At 68.4% G+C, this 20,063-nt stretch carries 17 protein-coding genes; 5 read left to right on the top strand and 12 right to left on the bottom strand.

From position 1 onward, the window contains the following. Positions 1 to 7: 7 nt before the first annotated feature. From HWW87_RS31640 to HWW87_RS31675, 8 genes are all read right to left on the bottom strand, one after another. A complete protein-coding gene (locus HWW87_RS31640) occupies positions 8 to 292 on the bottom strand; it encodes a helix-turn-helix domain-containing protein (RefSeq protein ID WP_175823598.1) in 285 nt (94 codons plus the stop codon). Positions 293 to 306: 14 nt separating this feature from the next. Then, positions 307 to 1,623: a HipA domain-containing protein gene (locus HWW87_RS31645; RefSeq protein WP_175823599.1), complete on the bottom strand. Its 1,317-nt coding sequence runs from the start codon at positions 1,621 to 1,623 to the stop codon at positions 307 to 309. A 118-nt stretch (positions 1,624 to 1,741) separates the two neighbouring features. After that, positions 1,742 to 1,936: a YqaE/Pmp3 family membrane protein gene (locus HWW87_RS31650; protein WP_174431195.1), complete on the bottom strand. Its 195-nt coding sequence runs from the start codon at positions 1,934 to 1,936 to the stop codon at positions 1,742 to 1,744. A 120-nt stretch (positions 1,937 to 2,056) separates the two neighbouring features. Next, entirely contained in the window at positions 2,057 to 2,512 is a 456-nt protein-coding gene (locus HWW87_RS31655; RefSeq protein ID WP_244107378.1) for a TIGR00725 family protein, read from the bottom strand. Between the two features lie 76 nt (positions 2,513 to 2,588). Further along, positions 2,589 to 3,419: an ABC transporter permease subunit gene (locus HWW87_RS31660; protein WP_175823601.1), complete on the bottom strand. Its 831-nt coding sequence runs from the start codon at positions 3,417 to 3,419 to the stop codon at positions 2,589 to 2,591. Positions 3,420 to 3,429: 10 nt separating this feature from the next. After that, entirely contained in the window at positions 3,430 to 4,518 is a 1,089-nt protein-coding gene (locus HWW87_RS31665; RefSeq protein WP_175823602.1) for an extracellular solute-binding protein, read from the bottom strand. A gap of 26 nt (positions 4,519 to 4,544) precedes the next feature. Further along, on the bottom strand, positions 4,545 to 5,588 hold the full coding sequence (locus HWW87_RS31670) for an ABC transporter ATP-binding protein (protein ID WP_175823603.1): 1,044 nt from the start codon (positions 5,586 to 5,588) through the stop codon (positions 4,545 to 4,547). A gap of 7 nt (positions 5,589 to 5,595) precedes the next feature. Next, a complete protein-coding gene (locus HWW87_RS31675; RefSeq protein WP_175823604.1) occupies positions 5,596 to 6,447 on the bottom strand; it encodes an ABC transporter permease subunit in 852 nt (283 codons plus the stop codon). Between the two features lie 162 nt (positions 6,448 to 6,609). Between HWW87_RS31675 and HWW87_RS31680 the strand changes: the two genes are divergently transcribed. Next, the gene (locus HWW87_RS31680) at positions 6,610 to 7,506 is read left to right on the top strand and encodes a LysR substrate-binding domain-containing protein (protein WP_175823605.1); all 897 of its coding nucleotides are present in this window, start codon (positions 6,610 to 6,612) and stop codon (positions 7,504 to 7,506) included. A 101-nt stretch (positions 7,507 to 7,607) separates the two neighbouring features. Here the strand turns inward: HWW87_RS31680 and HWW87_RS31685 are convergent, their stop codons facing one another. Beyond that, complete coding sequence (locus HWW87_RS31685; protein WP_175823606.1) at positions 7,608 to 9,284, bottom strand: alkaline phosphatase family protein; 1,677 nt, start codon at positions 9,282 to 9,284, stop codon at positions 7,608 to 7,610. A gap of 251 nt (positions 9,285 to 9,535) precedes the next feature. On the opposite strand from HWW87_RS31685, the gene HWW87_RS31690 reads away from it, so the two are divergent. Beyond that, entirely contained in the window at positions 9,536 to 9,757 is a 222-nt protein-coding gene (locus tag HWW87_RS31690) for a hypothetical protein (protein WP_174431187.1), read from the top strand. A gap of 53 nt (positions 9,758 to 9,810) precedes the next feature. Here the strand turns inward: HWW87_RS31690 and HWW87_RS31695 are convergent, their stop codons facing one another. After that, a complete protein-coding gene (locus HWW87_RS31695; protein ID WP_175823607.1) occupies positions 9,811 to 13,635 on the bottom strand; it encodes a DUF748 domain-containing protein in 3,825 nt (1,274 codons plus the stop codon). Between the two features lie 151 nt (positions 13,636 to 13,786). Beyond that, on the bottom strand, positions 13,787 to 15,223 hold the full coding sequence (locus tag HWW87_RS31700) for a DUF1254 domain-containing protein (protein ID WP_175823608.1): 1,437 nt from the start codon (positions 15,221 to 15,223) through the stop codon (positions 13,787 to 13,789). A gap of 299 nt (positions 15,224 to 15,522) precedes the next feature. Here HWW87_RS31700 and HWW87_RS37305 point away from each other — a divergent pair, with 299 nt between their 5' ends. The 3 genes from HWW87_RS37305 (at position 15,523) to HWW87_RS31715 (ending at position 19,364) form a co-directional block, all read left to right on the top strand. Continuing rightward, positions 15,523 to 15,711, top strand: a complete 189-nt coding sequence (locus tag HWW87_RS37305; protein ID WP_244107376.1) for a hypothetical protein — start codon at positions 15,523 to 15,525, stop codon at positions 15,709 to 15,711. A gap of 84 nt (positions 15,712 to 15,795) precedes the next feature. After that, positions 15,796 to 16,119: a toxin-antitoxin system HicB family antitoxin gene (locus HWW87_RS31710; protein WP_175823609.1), complete on the top strand. Its 324-nt coding sequence runs from the start codon at positions 15,796 to 15,798 to the stop codon at positions 16,117 to 16,119. Positions 16,120 to 16,310: 191 nt separating this feature from the next. Beyond that, complete coding sequence (locus HWW87_RS31715; RefSeq protein WP_175823610.1) at positions 16,311 to 19,364, top strand: heavy metal translocating P-type ATPase; 3,054 nt, start codon at positions 16,311 to 16,313, stop codon at positions 19,362 to 19,364. Between the two features lie 158 nt (positions 19,365 to 19,522). Here the strand turns inward: HWW87_RS31715 and HWW87_RS31720 are convergent, their stop codons facing one another. Continuing rightward, complete coding sequence (locus HWW87_RS31720) at positions 19,523 to 20,002, bottom strand: GNAT family N-acetyltransferase (protein WP_174431183.1); 480 nt, start codon at positions 20,000 to 20,002, stop codon at positions 19,523 to 19,525. Between the last annotated feature and the right edge of the window lie 61 nt (positions 20,003 to 20,063).

Genomic DNA, 20,063 nt, shown 5'->3' on the forward strand with positions numbered 1-20,063 from the left:
CGCCCGGCTACGAGCTCTGTCGCACCACACCCAATTTAAGCCCCAGCATGCCGAAGACGCGATTCATCGTCTGTACCGTCCCGTCGCTGCGACCCTGCTCGATATCCTGAATCGTCTTGGTCGATACGCCGGCCAGCTTGGCCATTTCGGCACTCGTCAACCGCATCGTCTTCTTCAGATGACGCACCGATTCGCGCAGCGTCCATTCAGGGTGCGCAAGAACCTCCTCGACCGCTTGCCGCCGCAGTGCGAGCTGCTCGGGAAGCGGCATCGTGTTATAGCGTTTGTCCATGGTGCCATCCCCGTTTAGCGCAGCGCATTCAGTTCGCGCGCAAGCCGCTCCAGGCCCGGTTTAAGAAACGCATGCACATCGGCCTCCAGCCCAAGATCCGCCCCTTGATCGGCGATCTCCTGCAAGCGCGGTGCCATTGCACGCAGCCGCGCCTGCAATGCATCACGATCGAGCACCGGTTGCTCGCTCCCCGCCCAGGATTCGCTCGGCCGGACCACCGTGTCAAGCACTCTCGCCCAGTCCGGCCGGCCACCGTCATTTCCCTCCCAGCGAATGCGTCGGGCAATGCCATCCGGATGCAGATACGTCGGCGCAAAGTCGAAAAGCGGCGTCAACGCGATGCGCCCTTGGAAATCGCGTTGCAACGCGGTGTTTCGCGCATGATTATCCTTATTGCCCAACGCAAGATTGGCGACGTCGCGACACAAGTATTCCGCAACCTCGGCTTGGGGATCCGTACATTGCCGTACGAGATGCGCGCATACCTCGTCGTGACTCGGCACGACGCCGAAGCCGGCTTTGCCCGTCAACGAAGCAATGCTTTCCTGGGCGAACCGGACAACGCCGTCACCCACTCGCGCGCGATCGAACCGCGGAATGAACAGCGCCCGATCACGCAGCGTCAGCGGTGCATGCACGCGCAGACCAAGACGCCGGGCCAACGCCATGTAGGGCGCTTCGTGGCGCAGGATCTGTGCAAGACGCTCGTTGCTGCCACGTCCGAACTTGACGATGTAGTGTGCAACCGCACGCTCGTCGGGCAGCGTGTGATCGAGGTAGAGCAGCCCATCGTCGGCGCGGGTCAGCAATAGCTTCGGCCATTCACCCTGCACACCCGAGGAGCCTGCAACGAAGAATCCGTGTTCGGCGAGATATTCGCTGAATGCGTCTCCGCGCATGGCGACGTCGTCGTCCGTGAAACCTTGCTGCGGCCCCTGTCGCTCGGCAAGCCACTGCGCGGCTTCCTTGATCCGCAGATTACCGATCGAATTGCCGGCTCCCGTCAGCAGTAATGACCAATCGGCACGCTCCTCAGCCGTTTCCGGCAAATCGAGGCGGCGCAACAGTTCTTGGCGACCGAAACCCTGGGGCAACAAATCGATCAGGAAAACCGGCCAATGGGATGTCACCAGCGGCTCGAGTTCGACGGGAAAGGTGCACGACATCGCATGCGCATCGCGCGCAGTCTGATGACGGACGATCCATTCAACGCCGTAGCCCGAGTAGGCGCGAGCGCGCCATCCTTCATCAGGCTCGCCGAACAAGGTGACGCTGCCGATGTCGTGCCAGTGACCGGCGGCGTGAAGCTGAATGGTGCAGGAATTCATCATTTCGGCAAAAATCTATACAGATCATATCTCTCGATATGAATAAAATATATAAATTTCTACCGAAATGCAAACTACTCAGCCGAACTACCGGCAAGGGTTCTGCTGCGCTCATTGCGCCTCATCCCCGCTCGCGCAACGCCGCTTCGATCTTCCGATCGGTCTTGTACTGGCTCAGCGCATACACCGACCAGATCGCGGCCGGCAGCCAGCCGATGATCGTGAGTTGCAGGAGCAGACAGATGATTCCGGCGATCGGGCGGCCGATCGTGAAGAACTGGAACCACGGGAGCAGCAGGGCAAGCAGAAGGCGCATGAGCGATCCTGTCGGCACGTCGTTGAACGGGTGATATCCGTCCAATATGGCGGGTTGCGCGCGCCGTTTCAAGCCCGGGCACGACGCGCGCCGGGCGATGCCCCCTGCCGATACCCCGCTCTACGCCGAATCGGCCAGCCACTGCGCGACGCGCGCGACGAGCCGGTCCGCTTCGTCGAAGCACTCGACGCCCGCGACCTGCGGCGCGCCGCAAATCGTGAACACCGGCTTACCCCACTGCAACCCGAGCGCGATTTCGGACAGCGTGCCGAGCCCGCCGCCGACCGCGATCAGGCACACCGACGCACGCGCGACCAGTGCATTGCGCGTAATGCCGAGCCCGGTCGGCAGCGCCACGCTCAGGTACGGATTCGCCAGCGTGGCATCGTCTTCGGGCAACAGCCCGATCGCGCAGCCGCCGGCCGCGTGCGCACCGCGCGCGGCGGCCTCCATCACGCCCTGCTTGCCGCCGCCGAGGAGCGCGATACCTGTGGCCGCCACCGCGTGCGCGATCCGTTCCGCAACCCGCATCTGTTCATCCGTCGCGTCGCGCGGGCCGATCACGCCGACCGGCATCCGGTGCCGGTGCGTGCCGCGTTGCCGTTGCGCCAGTCGCGCGAGCGCGTCGCGTGCCGGTTCCGGCCACGCACTGTCAATGACGCCGTTGCCGAACAAGGCCTTCTCCCAGTGCGAGAACGCAGGTACAGATCGCCGTCAGCACGATCGACAGCACGGCCGCCTGCGAGAAATCGGTTTGCCCGTCCGACAGCTTCAAATACATCAGCAGCGGCAGGATGTTGATCTGCGTGCCGGCCAGCGCGAGCGCCGTGCCGTACGTGCCGAGCGCGATCGCGGTTACGAGGCACCATGCGGACGCGACCGACGGCCACAGCTCGCGCCACGCAACGTCGAGCCACGCGCGCCACGGCCGCGCGCCGAGCGTCAGCGCCGCCTCGAGCGGCCGCCGGTCGAGATTCGCGAGCGTCGGGTAGATCATCAGCGCGACGCGCGGGATCAGGTAGTACGCATAGGCGACCGCGAGCCCCGGCATCGTGTAGATCGCGCCGCCGGTCACGGACGGATCGGCGCCCAGCGCGGCCAGCAACATGGTCACGAAGCCCGCGCGGCCGAACGCGAGGATGAAGCCGTACGCGATCACCAGCCCGGAAAACGCGAGCGGCACACCGAGCAGCGCGAGCGACCAGTGGCGGCGGGCCTGCGACTGTCCGGCCAGCGCGAACGCGACCGGCACGCCGACGGCGACCGACAGCGTGCCGGCGCCAATAGCCAGCGCCAGCGAGCGCGCGATCGCATCGGCGACGAGCGGATCGCGCCACACCGCCGCGAACGCGCGGCCACCGTCCGCGCATGCGGCATCGACCAGCGCGGCCAGCGGCAGCACGAAGCACACCGCAAGCAATGCCGCCGCGGGAAGCGCGCCGAAGCGGCGCAGCACGCCGCGCTCCGGTAAGGAAGCCTGCATGCCGCGCCCCTTACTTGCCGAGCGTGGCCTGCGACCAGAGCTGGTCGACTTCGGCCTTGCGCGCCGCCGCCTTCGCGACATCGAGCGGGCGCACCTGCGGCGCGTTCGGCAGCTTCGCCTCGACTTCCGGCGCGACCGGCGTGCCAGGCACCGCCGGGCGCACATAGCCTTGCGCGAACAGCGCCTGCCCGACGTCGCTCATCACGAGGTTGAGCCAGAGCTGCGCGGCGGACGGGTTGGGGCCGTTCTTCACGAGACTCATCGCATAGGGCGCCGACACACTGCCGTCCTGCGGAATCACGACGTCGGCCGCATCGCCCATGCCGTCCGCGTACTTCGCCTTGAGGCCGTCGTTCTCATAGCCGATCAAGATCGGAATCTCGCCCTTCACGAACTTCGCGTACGGCGTCGTGCCCTCGACGCGCAGCACGTTGCCGGCATTCTTCAGCTTGCCGAAGAAGTCGGCGCCCGGCTTCGGATTCTCGACGCTGCCGCCGTTCGCATAGGCGGCCGCGAACACCGCGACCTGGCCCTGCCCGGTCGAGCGCGGGTCGAGATAGACCACCGCGTTGCGGTACTCGGGCTTCAGCAGGTCGGACCAGCGCTGCGGCACGTTCTTGACGAGCTTCCGGTTGACGAGGAACGCGATGTTCAGCGAATGCACGGCGAACCAGCGGGCGTCGGTCGCGCGGAACACGCCCGGCAGCTTGTCGAAGTTGATCGGCTTGAACGGCGCGACGACGTCCTTGCCCGCCGCGTCGAGCGCCGACGCCGCGAAGTAGTACGCGGTATCGGCCTGCGGACGGCGGCGCGACTTGTCGAGCGCGACGACGGTCGCCGCCGAGCCGATGTCGTTGTACGTGATCTCGACCTTCGGGTAGCGCTTGCGGAATTCGGCGAACAGCGCCTTCCAGTTCGCCCATTCGGGGCCGGTATCGAACGACACGACGAGCCCTTCGTCGGCCGCCTTCGCATACAGCGCGTCTTCGCCCGGATACAGCGGCGCGGCCTGGGCCGCCGCGCAGGAAAGCGCCGCGAGCGCGCACAGCGCCAGCACGCGGGCGCGCATGGCCTTCACAAGAGGGGAGCCTGCAAGCATCGTGAATCTCCGTTGAACGAAATAAATCATGGCGCGTCCGGCGACGCCGGCAGCACGAGCAGATGGTGCGGTTCGATCGCGATGCTGCGCGCGGCGGGCTCGCGCCCTTCGCACAGCAGCACGTCGGCCGAGCCGTCCGGAATGAAGTCGTAGCGCTGCGTTGCGCCGAAATAGCGCACGTCCCCGCGGCGGCCTTCGATGCGGTTGGCGCTGTGTTCCGGCGGATCGGCCTGCACGTGTTCGGGTCGCACCAGCACCTCGACCTCCGCGCCCGGCCGATGCGCGCCCGTTTCCGCGCGCAGCGTCGCGAAACGCGCGTCGATTTCGCCGTGCGCGATCACGCGCCCGCGCAGCAGCGTCGAATGCCCGACGAAGCGCGCGACCTGGGCGGTCGCGGGACGCTCGTACAGGTCGCGCGGCGTGCCGGCCTGGAGCACGCGCCCGCCGTCGACGATCGCGACGCGGTCGGCCATGCTCAACGCTTCGTCCTGGTCGTGCGTGACGAACAGCGTCGTCGCGCCGCATGCGCGCTGCAGCGCACGGATCTCGTCGCGCAACTGATGGCGGATGCCGGCATCGAGCGCCGCCAGCGGCTCGTCGAGCAGCAGCAGCTTCGGTTCGATCACGAGCGCCCGCGCAAGCGCGACGCGTTGCTGCTGTCCGCCAGACAGCATCGCGATGCCGCGCGTCGCATGCGCCGACAACCCGACCCGCTCGAGCATGTCCAGCGCGCGCCGGCGCCGGACGTCGGCCGCGACGCCGCGCATCCGCAGCCCGTACGCGACGTTGTCGACGACCGACAGGTTCGGGAACAGCGCGTAATGCTGGAACACCATCCCGACTTCGCGCCGCCACACGGGCACGCCGGCCACGTCGTCGCCGCCGATCGCGATGCGGCCGCGCCAGCCGTCGAGCAGCCCGGCCGCGAGCCTCAGCAGCGTGGATTTGCCCGACCCGCTGCGCCCCATCACCGCGAGCAGTTCGCCCTGCGCGGCAGACAGCGTGACGTCGTCGACGCCATGGCGGGCGCCCGGATACTGGAAGCTGACGTGTTCGAATTCGAGGCTCATGGATGACTCACTTCAGACGTTGCACGGTGCCGACGGACACGAGCGTCGCGAGCACGGCGAGTACGAGCAGCACGACGGTGGCGGCGCACGCCATCCCCGTCGCGCCGTAGAACGCCTGCAGCAGCACGATCGGATAGTTCCGGTAGCGGAAGCCGGCGATCAGGTTCGAGATCTGGAATTCGCCGATCGACAGCGCGGCCACCATCACGAGGCCGGAAAACAGGCTGTGCCGCAGGTTCGGCAACACGATCGTGACGAACTGGCGCAGCGGCGTCGCACCGAGCGTCGCCGCGCAGGCCTCGAGCCGCGCGAGGCCGAGGTGGCGCAGGTCGCCGAGCAGCGTCTGCAGCAGATACGGCAGCGTCAGCACCGCGTGCGCCGCGATCATCAGCGGCAGCGTGCCGAGCCACGGCAACGTGTCGCCGCTGAAGATCGCGATGTAGCCGAAGCCGAGCGTCAGCGCCGGCACCGCGACCGGCATCAGCATCACGACGCGCGTCGCGAACCCGCCGCCGGCCTGCGCACGATGATGCAGCGCATACGCGAGCGGCAGGCCGATCACGGCGTTGAGCGCACAGCACGCGAGCGCGACGAGGAAGCTCACGCCGAACGCGCGCGTGAAGCTCCGGTTCGCGGCCAGGTCGGTGAACCAGTGCCCGGTGACGCCGGTGGGCAGCAACGTGTTCGTCCACGTTTCGCCCACCGCGCCGATCAGCAGCAAGGCGATCGGCAACAGCAGGTAAAGCCCGAACACCGCGAGCAGCGCCTGCAGCAGCAGGCGCCCGACGGTCGGCCGGGCCGGTTTGTTACGACGAATCGGAATACCGTCGGCCATGGCCGGGGCGGTTGACGGAGGCATGAACACACTCGCTGACGATCGGGAAAAGCCTCGCGCGACGCCCGCCGGACGGGGCCCGCATGCGTTGTCGAAGCCGGCGCAGTGTGCGGTTTCGACATGGCATCGTCATGAAAAAAACGTAAAAAGCGCGCATCGACTTGTGCAAGGACGGAACAGCCCGCCATGAAGCACCTGTATCCGAACGTGGCGGAGCTGCATGCATTCGCCACGTCCGCGAAGACCCTGAACTTCTCCTACGCGGCCCGCGAACTGGGCCTGACGCCGAGCGCGGTCAGCCGGCAGATCGCGAACCTCGAAGCGCTGTTCGGCGTGAAACTGTTCGTGCGCGAGGGGCGCGGCCTCGCGCTCACCCGCGCCGGCCAGGTGTATCACGCGCGCGTCGTCGGGCCGTTGCGCGAAATCGGCAACGCGTCGATCGAACTGCTGAGCGCCCGCGAGAACAGCGACCTGCTGACGATCGCGAGCGTGCCGACGTTCACGACCAAGTGGCTGTTGCCGCGGCTCACGCGCTTTCTCGCGGCCGCGCCGGGCGTCACGCTGAGCTTTCGCCGTCATCTCGCGCCCGGCGACGTGTTTCCGTTCGGGCTCGACGCGGCGATCCGCTACGGCGACGGGGGATGGGAAGGCGTGCGAAGCGACTATCTCGGCGGGCGGACCTTCGTGCCGGTCTGCTCGCGCGAATTCGCCGACCGGCATGCATTGCACGTGCCCGCCGACGCGGCGGCGGCACCGCGCCTCGTGCACGAGCAGGCGGAGATCGCGTGGTCCGCGTGGGCGGAACGTCATCGCGCATCGCAGATGAACGCGCTGGCCGGGCCGCGCTTCGAGCAGTATTCGGTGCTGATCCAGGCGGCCCAGGCCGGGCTCGGGCTCGCCCTCGTGCCGCGCTTCCTGATTCTCGACAATCTCGCGGCGGGCACGCTGGTCGAACCGTTCGACGCACCGGTCGACGTGGACGCGCAGGGACACTACCTGTGCTACGCGCCGGAGCGCCTCGACACGAGCGATGCGTTGAGGCGGTTCAGGGAGTGGATGCTGGACGAATCCGGGCGCGTGTAAGGCGGCACGACGTCGCCCCGGAGACGAACGGCGCGCACCGCCGCGCGACGGCACGCGCCCGTTGCCGGACGCCGCCCGACGGCGGCATCCGGCATGCAACGTCAGCGACCGATACCCAGCCCCGGCAGCACGCGCGTGTTCTCGGCCACGACCGCCTGCAGCAGGCGCGGATCCGCGCCGAGCAGCCCGAGGATCGTCGGCGCGACCTGCTTCGTGCCGACGAGGTCGGTCACGGTGCGCGCGCGATGGAGGCCCGGATACGACACGAGCAGGCCGAGGTGGCTGTCGTCCGGCGCGTTGCCGCCGTGCTCCTCGTCCTTCTTCGTGCTCGACGTGTAGATCACGCCCGGATTCGGCTGGACGACGATGTCCGGCGTGCGGCCGTTGGCCGGATCGCCGAAGCGGTCGGCCAGCGCCGCGCCGTACAGCACGTACGCCTGCGGGCCGTCCGCGCAGATCCCCGGCGCGTTGCAGCCGAGGTTCGCCTTCAGCGTCTGCACGACGGCCGTGCGCTGGCTGCGGTCGCGCAGCCAGATCAGCCCGACGTCGTCGGTCTGCACGAAGCCCGTGCCGACCAGGCCCGACCCGTCGTTCAGGTTGCCCGTCGTCGTGTTGTTCTGGCCGAAGTTGCCGTTCGGATCGATGAAGTTGTTCGCTTCGAGCAGCTTCGTCAGCGTGTCGCCGTTCTTCACGAGCTTCGTGTGATCGCTCGGCGACTGGCCGTGCTTCGCCGTGACGATCACGGCCGTCGACGAATACAGGTTGGCCTGCTTCAGCGCCGCGACGACATGGCCGATCGCGTTGTCGACATACGTGATCGCGTTCGCGACCTGCCCGTTCGGCGTGAAGTCGGCGTCGAGATAGCCGCCGCCCTTCGCGACCGGCGCCTTTTGCGCGACGCTCAGCGTCTGGAAGTTCGCGCCGAACAGCGTCGGCACCGGCGCGTTCTTCGTGCCGGTCGAATCGCGGCCTTCGATCTGGTTGATCAGTGCCTGCACGTGCAGGTTGTCGAAGCGCGCGGTGTGCGAATAGACGTCGGTGTAGGCCGTGTTCGTCGCCGGGTCGATCGAATTGATCTCGGTGCGCATCAGGTCATCGACGCCGGTGCCCGACGGGCCGTTCAGCCAGTCGTAGCCCCACGCGTGCTTGTCGGCCCACGCGGTGTGCGCATTCGGCACGCCGGCCTTCACGGCCTCGAACACCGTGTTGGTCTTGATGTAGTTGTGCGGGTAGACCGGCACGCACTGGCCGTTCACCTTCGCATGCGGGATCGCCTGCGGATTGAACGCGCCGCCGCCGTCGAGGTGCACGAGCGCGCCGCCGTTCTGCGCGTCGATGCCGGTCGTCTCGTCGAACACGACGTTCCAGCCCTGCTTGCCCGAGCACGTCGTGTCGCTCGGCGCGTACAGGTTGCGGTCGTACGACACGTCGTAGAACAGGCCGGCCGTCTTCGGCGAGCCGCCCGTCACCAGTGCGGCGAGGCCCGGAAACGAATCCGACAGCCCCGGCGTGTACGCATTCGCGTACGTCACGCCGCTCTTCGCGAGCACCGCGATGTTCGGGCACGTATTCGCACCGATGCAGCGCGCGAGATCCTGTTCGTGCAGGCCATCGATACTCAGCAGCAGCACGTGCTTCACGACGCGGCGCGCATTGGCACCGTTTTCGCCCTGGCTGTTGCCGTCCTGCTGCGCCGCGTACGCGCCCACGCTGGCGAGCGCCAGCGCACCCGCCACCATCACCGCCATTTTCCGTTGCTTGACGAACCTGGAAATCATCACCCCACCTCATCGATTGATGTTGAACCGCGTGACCTGCCATCAGGCGCGCAAAATATCGCCGGATCGTGGGGCGGTCGGATGAAGCAAAGCTTTCTGTTCTCTATCAAACGTAACCAAACGCAAGTGACACGAAGCGGTCGCAATACGCGGCCATCGCGTGCGCCGGCCCGTGCGGCCGGATTTTTTTTCGGGTTGGCCTGCGACTATTGGCGTGGCATAAAGGGTTTTCCCTGACCCGGAGCACGACTATGTCGACCCTGGAAGCTCTCCGGTTCGTGCTGGACGATGCACGTACCCCCGAAATCATTCGCCATCACGTCGTCGACGCGCTGCAGTACGCGTTGCGCAACTACGGACAGGTGTTTACCGCGAAGGAAGTCGAATGGCTGACGCAGTGGGACGACGCGCGTCTCCCGCTGGCCGCGAGAAAGGAGCTGGAGAAGCGCGAACCGGCGGTCGCCGGGCGCTGAAAAAAGCCGCCGCGCCCGGCGGGTACGGGCACGGCGGCGGATGGCGCTGACGCTTACTGCAGCCCGAAGTCGACGCGGGTCGTCGCACCCTTGTCCGAGATGCCCTTCGCGTCGAGCTTCGGCGCGACGACGAACATGCGGCTCGAATCGATCTTGCCGTCGAGATACTGGCGCACGGCCTGCGCGCGCTGCTGCGCGAGCGCACGCAGCGCGTTGTCGTCGGCCGGCGCGTGATCGGCGAGCGCCTGCTTCATGTCCGCATCGGGCAGCGTCTTCTGCAGGCCGACGAGGTTGCGCGGCTTCTTGAAGTCGGCGGCCTTGTACGCGCGCGTCAGGTACTTCGAGTATTCGGCCTTGTCGACCTTCACCGACATCGGATCGACGCTCTCGCCCTGGCCGACCACGTCCTTCAGCTTCTGCTGGCGCACCAGCCGCTCGACGTACGCATCGCGCAGCCCCGGCGTGTCCTGCGCCGGATCGACGCGGCCGATCAGGTCGAGGCGGATCGACGGCTTCTCGGTCAGCATCTTCACGACGGTGTCGAGCTTCTGCTGCTGCGCATCGGTCAACGCGTACGAACCCGGCGCGAACTCGACGTAGCCGAGATCCTCGCCGCCGCCCCCGCCGAACGCATTCGCGAGCAGCGTGAACGGCGACGTGACGGCCTTCGCGATCAGGTTCAGCACCGCGTGCCAGATCAGGCCGCCGACGCTGAACTCCGGATTCGACAGCGAGCCCGACACCGGCAGGTTCACGTCGATCTGGCCGCGCGTGTTCTTCAGCAGCGAGATCGCGAGCTTCACCGGCAGCTTCGTCGCCGTGTCGTTCTCGACGTGATCGCCGAACGTGAGCTGGTCGATGAAGATGTGGTTGTTCGCCGACAGCTGGTCGTTCGCGAGCTGATAGTGCAGATCGACGTTGAGCTTGCCCTTCGTGATCGGGTAGCCGGCGTACTTCGCCGAATACGGCGTCAGGTTGGTCAGCTCGATGTCGTGCGCGGTCGCCGTGAGGTCGAGCGCCGGCTTGTCGATCAGCGGGTTCACCGAGCCCTTGATCGAGATCGGCCCGTTGCCCGCGAGGTTCGCGGCGACGTCGACCGGCGCGGACGTCGTCGAATCCGTGCCGAACGCGCCGACCGTGCCCTTGATCGCGACGAGGTTCGCCGTGTAGTTCGGCTTGATGAAGTTGTCCGTGTACGTGACGCGGCCGTTCTGCAGCAGCAGTTCGCCGAAGTGCATCCGCACCGGGTTCTGCGGCTGCGGCGCGGCCTTCACGACCACCGTCGCCGACGCGGCGGCCGGCACGGACGCCTGCTGCGCAGCCGCGGCCGACGCAGCCTGCGCGGTGGCCGGCGGCGTCACGCCCGGCGACAGCGGCACCGGCTCGCCCTTGCTCGCATCGCGCGTGAGCGACTGCGCGGGGCCCGACTCCTTCGCGACCACGTCCTTCAGGTTCAGCCGCCCCTGCGCGTCGAGCAGCACGCGGCCGTAGAAGTTCGAGAACGTCACGCGCGCCGCGTCGACGTCGGTGCCCTTCTCGTCGTAGTTCGCCTTCAGGTTCGACAGCGCGAGCGAACGCCAGCCGGCGAACGGGTCGGAGGTCGCCTTGTCGAGCATCCGCACGTCGACCAGCGCGACGTCGCCGCGATAGGTCGCGCGCGGCGTGTCCTTCACCTGCGCGAACGTCAGGTTGCCTTGCGCGTTGAGCAGCGCGCTGGCGATCGTCGCGTTCAGCGCGCTGCCGAAGTACGGCTCGAACGCGGCCGCATCGAGGCGGTTGCCGTTGATCTTCAGGCCGAGCTTCAGCGGCTGCGCGGTCACGTCGCCCGCCACGTTCAGCGAGCCCTTGCGGTTCAGCGTCGCCTTCAGTTGCACGGGCAGCGGCTTCGTCAGGTCGTCGCTGATCTTCTGCACCGACAGGTCGAGCGGCTTGATCGCCAGCTTCACCGGGCGCGGCGTCGACAGGTCGGTGAAGTTCGCGGACGCCTCCTTCACGTTCAGCGCGTCGATCCGGTAGTGCCACGACGGCGCGGCGGCCTGGGCCTTGCGCGCGACCGTGCGCTGCGGCACCGCCGCCTGCGCGGGTTCGGCCAGCGCCGCGAGGTCGATCTTGCCGTCCTTCAGGCGCTTCACGTCGAGCGCGAGCCCGCTCGCGTCGACGCTCGCGATCTCCGCGGTGCGCGCGGCGACGTCGACCTTCGCGATCTTCGCGCTCGCGTCGGGCAGCACGATCGCGGCCGCCTTGTTGTCCGGCGCGGCGATCTTCAGCGACTTCAGGCTGATCGTGCTGTCGGCAACTTCCGCGGCGAGCGGCGTCTTGCCCCAGTCGGTCTTCGCGTTGACGGTCGCGCCGAGCGTGCCGTCGAGCACGCGCGCGCGCGTCGCCTCGCCGAGGTACGGCTGCAGCGCCGGCAGCGCGAGCGCGGCGACCGTCAGCTTCGTGTCGGCCTGCTTCGCGGCGAGATTGAACGCACCTTCGGCGTTCACGTCGCCGCCGCGCGACAGCGACGTCGACAGCGTGTATTTCGCGGGCGTCTTGCCCTGCAGCGAGAAGCCGTCGAGCGTCGCGGCGAGCTTCGTCAGCGACATCGCGGTCGGCGTCGCCGGCACGCGGTCGTCGACGTTGATCGTGCCGCCGTCGATCGCAAAATGACGGATCGTCAGGTCGAGCGGCGGCGCTGCCTTCGCGGCGGCGCTGGCTTCGGCCTTCGCGCCGCTGGCGGCGGCGGTGGCTCCGGACACGGCGGACGCTCCGGAAGCGGCGACGGCCGACGCGGCCGGCTGGCCGGCTTCGGCCTTCGGCGCGGCGGCCGGTTGCGCGACGAGCTTCTCGACGTTCAGCACGCCCTGCTTGTCACGCGACAGGTCGACCACCGGCTGGTCGATCCGGATCTCGTCGAAGTGCATCGCGTTGCGCAGCGGTTCCAGGCCGGCCGCCGCGACGTGCACGCCGCGCGCGGCGAACAGCGGCGCCGACGCGCGGTCGGTCACCTTCGCGTCGTTCAGGTCGACGGTGCCCGACACGCGCAGCGCGGGCGTCTCGCCGCTCATCACGAAATTGACCGTGAGGTTGCTGCTCAGCAGGCCGCTCGTCACGGCCACCGGCAGCTTCGCCGGCACGTACGAAATCAGCTTCGGCACGTCGAGGCGGTCGAACTTCAGCGCGATCTCCGATTCGCGCGACTGCGCGAACGGCTTGGTCTTGCCGTCGATCGAGATCGGGCTGCCGTCGAAGCGCGCACGCAGCTTCGGCTCGACGAAGATGTCGGTCTTCGAGGCCAGCGTCGCGATGTACGGAATGCCGAGCGTCCAGTTGTCGACGACGTGCTTTTCGTTCAGCAGGCGATCGTCGAAGTCGATCCGGCCGTCGTTGACCTGGATGTTCGACACCGAGAACTGCGTCGGCTTGCTGTCGGGTTTCGGCGACGGCGACGAGAACTTCTCGATCAGGTCGGTGAAGTTGAAACGCTGCGCGTCGTAGCGGACGATGTGGAAGCGCGGCGCGTCGAGCCGGATTTCGTTGACGATCGGCGCGCCGCGGAACAGCGACGACCACGACGGCCTCACGACGAGCTTGCCGATGTCGATGAAGTCGCCCTGGCCGCCGCGCTCGCCGAGATGGATGTCCTCGGCTTCGAGGTTCAGCGTGTACGGGTTCAATGCGATGCGCTGGATCGTGGCCGGCCGGTCGAGCTGCTTGCTCAACTGCTGTTCGGCGACATGGCGGATCAGCGGCGGCGCCGCGAAGAAGCCGAGCAGTCCGAACAAAACGAGGAAGATCAGCACGCCGATGCCGATACGCCGGGTCCGGCGCGAGCGTGCAACGCCACCGAGGGCATGGAGGGTCGAGGGTACGGTTTCTTTGTCTGCGCTTGCCATGCTTGAATGCCTCGGGAATGGATGCCGGGCCGCACCGGAGAACCGGGCGGCCGCGCACGCTATCCCGAAAGTATAGGCTCAGGAGGTGACGGTACGGAGGTCGGGCGCCGCCGCCGCGCCCGCCGGTCGGACAACGGCGGCGGTCAACCGTTCATTTCCGGACTACGACGGGCGGCATCCACGACCCGTCGCTCGCCTGCGGCTTCGGCGCATACAGGCGCAATGCGAGCGCGAAATCGGTACGCGGCGCCGGCAGCCAGTTGGCCGCATGCGTGCCGCCCGGCGACGCCGACACGACGACGTCGATCGAGCCGTCGCGGTTGCGGCGCAGCCGGTCGCGATCGCCGAGCGAGCGGCGCGCCGACCCAACGTCGGGCAGCGCGCCGTTGGTCGTGTACGGCGTGAGCGTCCAGAATGCGCGCACCGGCGGCAGCGCGCCCGGCGCGAAATGCAGCACGTAGCGGTTCGCGCCGTTCAGCGGATGGCCGTCGCCGTCGACGCGAGTGATCGCGAGCGTCTCGTCGTCGCGCGTCGCGGTGCCGAACTGCGTGTAGGCCGCGTACGCGCGCAGCGCATAGTCCTGGCCGTACTTGCCGGCCGTGTCGCCGATCCAGGTCCAGCCGTTCGCGTTCAGCAGGTTCGACGGCGGCGTCGCAAGCCGCGCGCGCGCCTCGGCAACGCCGGCCGTCGCGGCCGTGAGACGGTCGCCCGTCCACAGCACCGGGTAGCCGGCCGTCACGCCGATGTCGCCGAGCGACTCTTGCGCGTGCGCGTCGTCGGCCGGCGCCGGATTGTCCTGCAGCGCCCGCGCGAAGCGCGTGAAGAACGCCTTCGGGTCGAGCGCGGCCACCTGCTCGGCCGGCGTGCCGCCGCCCACCGCTTCGGACGGCGCGCTGCCCGCATGGACCGCCACCGACGCGCCGCGCTCGGCGCCGGTGTAGACCGACAGCGGCACCACGCGGATCGCGCGCTGCAGTTTCTTCACGTTCGTCAGGTCGCGCCCGCCGCTCGTCTGCAGCCGCACTTCGAGCCACGCATTGGCGGACGGCACGTCGACGCGCAGCACGCCCTTCGGCAGCGTGCCCTGCCAGTCCTTCGCGGCGAAGGCAATCGTTTGCGATCGGCCGGCACCGCGGGGGCCGCGTGCCGCGACGCTCGACGACGACCACAGCACGTTCGTCCACATGTCGAGCGCGCGCGCGTCCCAGTAGCGGCCGCGCGTGTCGGGCAGCGTGACGATCACGGGTTCGGCGGCGACGTCGAGCCAGCCGGTCGAGTCGAGCGTGTCGACGCCCGGCAGCGGCGGATTGACCGCGCCGACGGGCGGCAGCGCCTGCGCATGGCGCAGCGTGTTGAGCGGGGCCTGCCCCGGTTGCGCGCCGTCGCCGCCCGTCGCCGCTTCCTTCGCGACGTCCATCAGCACGAGCGGATACGCATAGATATAGGAGTCGGCGACTTCCGCACGCATCCAGCCGGTTTTCCGCTGGATCGCGTCCGGTTGCGACGCGCATCCTGCAAGCAACGCCGCAATGGCCAGCGACGCGCACGCGCGTCGCAGAGAAACTGATTCTCGCTGGTTTTCAATCATCGATTACTGGCCGAATATCGTTCTTTTCAGTCAACGCCCTGTTCGTCTCGTGAACGGCGAAAACAAGGCACCCCAGCGTGCCCGGATGACCGTTTCGCTACGTTTCGTAACGGTGGGCGCTGATGTCAGGCCGGTATCATAGCGCCTAAGGGCATCCCCCAATATGCCGAATAACGGGTAAAACGCTAGCCGAACCGTCAAAAAATCTGAAATATTTCACGGGATTCGGCAAAAATCTGAAACAGCGCCAACGCACCGGAAGGATGGTCAGACGGAGGATTGCTGGCGAGGATTGACAGATGGTGTCACTATTGACACCATTGGCCATGGCAAGCGAATGGAAGATCCTCGACCGAATGAGGCGCGAGCCCGCGAATGTGCGCTTCAACGATCTGTTCAAGGTCGGCGACGCACACTTCGGCGCGGCCCGCCAATCCGGTTCCAGCCATGCCGCTACAAGACACCGTGGCAAGGCGATCCTCGAGTGAATATCCAGAATGATCGCGGGAAAGCAAAGGCTTATCAGGTGCGGCAGGTTCTCGACGCGATCGACCGACTGAAGGACAGAAATCATGACCCAAGACCACTTTACGTACCGCGTAACGTGGTCCCCGGAGGACGGGGAGCACGTCGGCCTCTGCGCGGAGTTCCCGTCTCTTTCGTGGCTCGATGCAACACCCGAGGGCGCGCTGGCCGGCATTCGCCGGCTCGTCGCCGACGTCGTGCGCGAGCTGACGGCGAATGGCGAGACGGTGCCCGAACCGATCGCCGACCGAACCTACAGCGGCGAATTCAAGGTCCGCATCCCGCCGCAGGCGCACCGTGCGCTGGTTATCCAGGCCGCCGAGCAGGGCGTCAGCCTCAACCGCCTCGCGAGCGCCAAGCTCTGCGCCTGAGCGCGCACGCGCACACCCCGGCACGATCGCCCGGCTGTCCGTCTGGAAGCCGGGCGATCGCTTTTTCCGTGTTGTGACAACCTGTGCGCATCGACATGCGTCGCATCGTCGCCGACGCTTGACCTTACCATCATGGGAATGTTGATACTGGAACCATTCGCGGCACGAACCGCGCTTTTGGGGAATCCGACATGACTGAACCACTTGCCTCCGCGGCGCTGCAAACGATCGAACTGAGCGTCGACGGCATGCATTGCGGCGGCTGCACCGGCCGCGTGCAGCGCGCGCTGGCCGCCGTGCCGGGCGTCGTCGACGCGGCGGTCGATCTCGATGCACATGCGGCGACCGTCACCGCGCAGGAGACGGTCGAGCCCGGCCGGCTCGTCGACGCGATCCGTGACGCCGGCTACCGCGCAGCGGTGCGCGAAGCGGCGGTCGAAGCCGTCGCGGCCGCGCATGCGGCGCACGCGCCACGCGCGGCAACGCCGACTGCGCCGGCCGCCGCCGCGACGATCGAACTCGATATCGACGGGATGACCTGCGCGTCGTGCGTGTCGCGCGTCGAGAAGGCGCTCGCGAAGGTGCCGGGCGTCACGCGCGCATCGGTCAACCTCGCGACCGAGCGCGCAACGGTCGACGCGTCGGCAGGCGTTTCCGCCACGCAATTGGCGGATGCCGTGAAGCAGGCCGGCTACGGCGCAACGCCGACGGCGTCGGACACCGTCGTCCCGGCCGCTGCCACTGCCTTGCCCGCCGCACCCGCAAGCATCGAACTCGATATCGACGGGATGACCTGCGCGTCGTGCGTGTCGCGCGTCGAAAAGGCGCTCGCGAAGGTGCCGGGCGTCACGCGCGCATCGGTCAACCTCGCGACCGAGCGTGCAACGGTCGATGCGTCGAACGACGTATCCGCCGCGCAGCTTGCCGAAGCGGTGAAACAGGTCGGCTACGGCGCGACGCCGGCTGCCTTCGCCACGCCTGGCGTCACCCCCGCTGCCGCCGACCTCGAGCTCGACATCGGCGGCATGACCTGCGCGTCCTGCGCCGGCCGCGTCGAAAAAGCGCTGGCCGCCGTGCCGGGCGTCGCGCGCGCGACGGTCAATCTCGCGACCGAACGCGCGTCGGTGCACGGCGCCGGCGCACTCGATACCGCCACGCTGATCGCGGCGGTCACCACAGCCGGCTACCGTGCGTCGCTTCCCGCCGCCTCACCCGCCGATGCAACCGCCGGCGCCGACCTACAACCGGCCAGCCCCGCGCAGGACCCCGACGCACGCAAGCGCCGCGAAGCGATCCGCGAACGCAACCTCGTGATCGCAGCCGCCGTGCTGAGCGCGCCGCTCGTCGCGCCGATGCTCGTCGCGCCGTTCGGCGTCGACCTGATGCTGCCCGGCTGGCTCCAGCTCGTGCTCGCGTCGATCGTGCAGTTCGGCTTCGGCGCGCGCTTCTACCGCGCAGCCTGGCATGCGGTGAAGGCGCGCACCGGCAACATGGACCTGCTCGTCGCGCTCGGCACGTCGGCCGCGTACGGGCTGAGCCTGTGGATGCTGCTGCGCGATCCCGCGCATCCCGGCCATCTGTATTTCGAAGCGTCGGCCGTCATCGTCACGCTCGTGCGCTTCGGCAAGTGGCTCGAATCGCGCGCGAAGCGCCAGACCACCGAGGCGATCCGCGCGCTGAACGCGCTGCGCCCCGACCGTGCGCGCGTCGTCGAGCACGGCGTCGAACGCGACGTACCGCTGTCGCAGGTGCGCGTCGGCACGCACGTCGGCATCCGGCCGGGCGAGCGCGTGCCGGTCGACGGGCGGATCGTGTCGGGCCGCTCGCACATCGACGAATCGCTGATCACCGGCGAAAGCCTGCCCGTGCCGAAGGACGACGGCGACGCCGTCACGGCCGGCTCGATCAACGGCGAAGGCGCGCTCGTCGTCGAAACCACCGCGATCGGCGCGGAGACGACGCTCGCGCGCATCATCCGCCTCGTCGAATCCGCGCAGGCCGAGAAGGCGCCGATCCAGCGGCTCGTCGATCGCGTCAGCGAGGTGTTCGTGCCGGCGATCCTCGGCATCGCCGCGCTGACGCTGGTCGGCTGGCTGATCGCCGGCGCCGGGATGGAAACCGCGATCCTCAACGCGGTCGCGGTGCTCGTGATCGCGTGCCCGTGCGCGCTCGGTCTCGCGACGCCCGCCGCGATCATGGCCGGCACGGGCGTCGCGGCCCGGCACGGCGTGCTGATCAAGGACGCGCAGGCGCTCGAACTCGCGCAGCGCACGACCGTGATCGCGTTCGACAAGACCGGCACGCTGACCGAAGGCAAACCGTCCGTGACGGCGTTCGACGCCGTCGGCGTACCGCGCGACGAAGCGCTCGCGCTCGCGGCGGCTGTGCAGCGCCAGAGCGATCATCCGCTCGCCCGTGCGGTGGTCGCCGCGCATGACGCGGACGTGGCCGCACAGGGCGGCGCCGCTGAACCGGTCGTCGCGACCGATGCGCGCGCGGTGGCCGGGCGCGGCGTGGAAGCGCACGTCGGCGGACAGCGGCTCGCACTCGGCAGCACGCGCTGGCGCGACGAACTCGGCATCGCGGTACCGCCGACGCTCGACGCCCGCGCGGCGGAACTCGAGCGCGCCGGCAACACGATCTCGTGGCTGATGCGTGCCGATGCGCCGCGCGCGGTGCTCGCGCTGATCGCATTCGGCGACACCGTGAAGCCGGGCGCCCGCGGCGCGATCGCGGCGCTGTCGGCGCGCGGCGTCGCGAGCGCACTCGTGACGGGCGACAACCGCGGCAGCGCGGCGGCCGTCGCGGCGGCGCTCGGCATCGGCGAAGTGCACGCGCAGGTGCTGCCGGACGACAAGGCGCGCGTCGTCGCCGAGCTGAAGCGCACGCACGGCGGGATCGTCGCGATGGTCGGCGACGGGATCAACGACGCCCCCGCGCTCGCCGCGGCGGACGTCGGCATCGCGATGGCGACCGGCACGGACGTCGCGATGCACACGGCCGGCATCACGCTGATGCGCGGCGACCCGGCGCTCGTCGCCGATGCGATCGACATCTCCAGACGCACGTACCGCAAGATCCAGCAGAACCTGTTCTGGGCGTTCGTGTACAACCTGGTCGGCGTGCCGCTCGCGGCGCTCGGCTTGCTGAACCCGGTGATCGCGGGCGCGGCGATGGCGTTTTCCAGCGTCAGCGTCGTGACCAACGCGTTGCTGCTGCGGAGATGGAAAGGCCGCGCGCGTTGATGCGGCAGGCGGTGAATGCCGAACGGGCCGAAAGGGCCGTTCGGCGTTCGGCGTTCGACGCTCGACCAACAGGAAGGATCGGGAAGCGTGCCGATGTTGGCCGGCTACGCGGCGTGCCGAACCGGCAGCACGTCACGACGCATCGCGGGCCGGCGGATTCAGCCCGACACGACCGGTTTGATCAACGTCGTGGTGATCGGCGCGAAGCCGCACGCGCGATACAGCGCACGCGCCGCCGCGTTGTGATTGAACACCGACAGCCCGATCTCGGTGACGCCGTACCGGCGCGCCTCGGCATCGAGCGCATCGAGCGCGCGCGTGGCCCAGCCCTGGCGACGCCGGGACGGGACGATGTCGAGGTCGTAGATGAACAGTGTGCGGTTCGGCCCTTCGGGGACGATCGCGTACCAGAGGTCGCCCACCGTGTCGCCGCTGGCGCCGTCGATGAGCGTGACGAGGGTCTGGCCGGCGGTCAGCAGGCCGTCCGGCAGCAGCGTGTCGAAACAGGCGCGCGCACGCTCGGCCGCGTCTTCGACAGCATTTTGCCCGGAGGAAACGAGATCGCGCGCGTAGCCGTCGATGGCTCGCGTGCGGTACGCGTGGAATTCGCCGGCCGTCATCGGTCGCATCTGCAGCATGGCCCGGTCGCCGTGAACGGAATCGGACTTCCAGTGTAGCGGGACAGTCGCACCGGCGCGC

Source organism: Burkholderia sp. BCC0419 (genome assembly GCF_902830285.1).
GTDB lineage: Bacteria > Pseudomonadota > Gammaproteobacteria > Burkholderiales > Burkholderiaceae > Burkholderia.